Source organism: Pseudomonas sp. 20P_3.2_Bac5 (assembly GCF_025466035.1).
In the GTDB taxonomy this organism is placed as follows: domain Bacteria; phylum Pseudomonadota; class Gammaproteobacteria; order Pseudomonadales; family Pseudomonadaceae; genus Aquipseudomonas.
Genome location: NZ_JANLOA010000023.1, coordinates 1 through 3,127, shown reverse-complemented (window position 1 = coordinate 3,127; position 3,127 = coordinate 1). Strand labels below are relative to the sequence as shown.

The 3,127-nt window shown below is 62.8% G+C and carries 1 protein-coding gene; it reads right to left on the bottom strand.

Features of this window, described 5'->3' with window-relative positions; all coding sequences use genetic code 11:
* On the bottom strand, window positions 1-3,127 hold a 3,127-nt coding region (locus NTD88_RS04505), incomplete at both ends, for an autotransporter-associated beta strand repeat-containing protein (protein WP_262154420.1).

Here is a 3,127-nt window from a genome sequence, read left to right as displayed (position 1 = left end):
CAGCACGCCACTGAGGGTCAGGTCATGGTTGCCGGCCAGGGTCAGGCGGGAACCGGTATTGACGCCGAAATCGATGGCGTTGCCCAACGTCATTGCCGCGCTGGTATCGAGGCTGGCCGGGCCAGCGACAGTAAGCTGGCCGGCGCCCAGGGCGGCGCTGTTGCCCAGGAGCAGCGTGCCGGCGTTGAGCGCGGTGCCGGCGTAGTCGTTGGCCTGGTTCAGGGTCAGCGTGCCGCTGCCATTCTTCACCAGCGTGCCATTGCCAAGTACCAGACCGTTCAGTACGAGGTCATGGCTGCCGCCCAGCGTCAGTGCGCCAGTGAGGTGCAGATCATTGATCAGGCTGAGCGCCGTGTTGGTGTCCAGGGTGGTGCCGGCGGAAGTGGTCAGGCTGCCGGAACCCAGCGCGTCGTTGTTGCCCAGTACCAAGGTGCCGCCCGAGAGGCGGGTGCCATCGGTATGGCTGTTGCTGCCATTGAGCACCAGAGTGCCGCTGTCCAGCTTGTTCAGGATGCCGTTGCCGGTGAGGTTGACGTCGAGGATGGCGGTCTTGCCGCTGTCGACGCGAACCGCGGTGTCGCCGCTGATGCCGCTGACCAGTTGCAACTGGCCGGCACTGCCGCCGGCAAGGGTGTAGTTGTTGATGAACTGCAACCCGGTGACGCTTTGGGTGCCGTCAACGGTGACGGTGCCCGCCGCGCCCTGGAACACCGCGAAGGTGCTGTTCCAGGCCTCGTTGAAGCCCGCGTTGGTGGTGGTCCAGTTGCTGTTGGTGCTGTTCCAGGTGCCGTCGCCGCCGTCGACGACGCTGTTGCCGGTCAACTGGCTGCCGTCCCAGAAGCGGATATCGGCGGCGCCGCCGACGACCAGGTTGATCTGGTTGGCGACGTTGGTCTGCAACGCCAGCTCGTTGAGCGGAACGCCACTCGGCAGCGTGCCGAAATCCAGGCCGTTGTTGGTCAGCGCACCGCCATAATCGAACAGGCGGTACACGCCGATGCCGAAGCCGCCGGTATTGGCGATGTTGAGCCTGCCGTCGAGGGTCAGGTTGCCGGTGACATTGGCCAGGCCCGCCGCGCCCGGTGTGACGGCGCCCAGGGCGACATCGAGATTGGACGTGTCGTTCAGCACCAGCGAACCGAGGGTCAGCACCGAGCCGCCGGCCAGGCTCAAGTGGCCGCCGTTAGCGATGGTCACGTTGCCGGCCAGCGAGCCTCTACCGGTCAGTACGGCATCGCTAGAGACTATGACCGTGCCGCCCAGACTGCCGTCGACTCGCAGCGTACCCGCGTCGACAAAGGTGGTAGCACGCAGGCTGCTAGCACCACTGAGCAACAGGATGCCGCTACCTGTTTTGCTCAAGCTGCCGTTACCACTTAATTCCCCGCTGAAATTACCGCTGGCGACAGTAAGGTTGCCACCATGAAGCAAGACCCCACCTGCACCATTCAGTTCTCCGATCTCGCCGCTGAAGCCAAGCTCGAGCATCGCCCCGGAAGCAATGTTGACCAGGGTCGGATTACCCAGGCTGTTGACGCCTGCATAGATTCGACCGCCGTCAATATTGTAGGTACCGCTAAAGCGGCTGTTTGCATCAATTCGCAGATCTGCCGTACCGGTCTTGGTTATGGTGCCGGCGCCGCTGATGAGTCCATGGAAAAATGATGTTTCGTAGTTGCCAAGTAGAGTCAGCGAACCGCCGACGTTCATTGGATTGCTCAGCAGCAGCGCTTGCGTCGCTTCCAGCGACGCAACTCCGGTAACGTCCAGAACACCGCCACCCAACGTGCTGCTCAATTTCAACGTGCCAGACTTGAGTTCGGTACCGCCTTGATAGGAGTTCACACCGGACAGGGTCAGCGTTCCAGAGCCGTCCTTGATCAAGCCCCCGTTCCCGCCAATCCAACCGGAAATAGCAAGATCATTGGGGCCGGAGATAGTCAGTTGTGCGTCTAGGTCGATAAAGTTCGCGATGCTCAAACTAGAGAGCGCCTGAAGCGTCGAAACACCGGTCACGTTCAAATTGTTGAGGCTTGCGCCCAGCGCATTATTGTCGCCCAGTCGTAGAGTGCCCTGGTTCAACGTGACGCTGCCATTCAGGCTGCTGGCCTTCATCAGGCTCAGCGTGCTGGCGCCGTTCTTGATCAGGTTACCGAGGCCGGACAAGGTGCCGTCAAGCGACAGGTCGCGGGTGCCGAGAAACGTCAGGTCACCACTGATCGCCACATCGTTGCCAATCAGCGCACCCGACAGGCTGCTGTCGAGCGTGGTGTTGTGGGCCGTGATCAGCGCACCCGCGCCCAGCGCGGTGTTGCTGCCCAGCACCAGGCCACCGGCGTTGAGCCAGGTATTGCCCAACTGGGTGTTATTGCCGCTCAGCGTCAGGCTGCCGGTGCCGATCTTGATCAGGCCACCGGCACCACTGACACCGCCGCTCAACGTCAGGGACCCGGCATCGACATTGATGTTGGACACACCGCTGAAGACCAGGTTATTGGCCAGCCTCTGCTCGAACCTGTCGGTCTGCAGGGTGGTGCCGGAGGCGAGGCTCAACGCAGCGCTGCCCAGGGCGGCGTCATCACGGACAAGCAGCGTGCCCGCGCTCAGGGTGGTGCCGCCGCTGTAGCGGTTGCTACGGGTGAGAACCAGTGTCCCGGCCCCGCTCTTCTGCAGTTTTCCGGTGCCGGAGAGCGGGGTATCCAGCGTTCCGGTAATGCCGCTGTCGACAGTGACCAGCGCCGAACCACCGGTGCCGTTGACCAGGTTCAGGCCATCCGCCACGTCGGCGTACAACACGTAGCCATCGCTCTTGAACTGCAGGGCGCTGATGGTCTGGGTGTCCTGGATCACCACGGTGCCCGAGCCATTCTGGAAGATCGCCGAAACGCCTCTCCAGACATCGTTGATGGCCCCGCTGGACTTTGTCCAGTTGGTATTGGTCGCGTTCCAGACGCCACTGCCACCCTCGACGGCGCCGTTGCCGGCCAAGGAGGTGCCATCCCAGTACTGGATCGCCAGGGCTGGCGAGTTGACGACGATGTTGGCCGTCTTGGCCACGTTGTCCATCGACAGGGTGATCTGCCCGAGCACCACATCCGCCGGGAAGATGCCCGGGTTGGCACCGCCG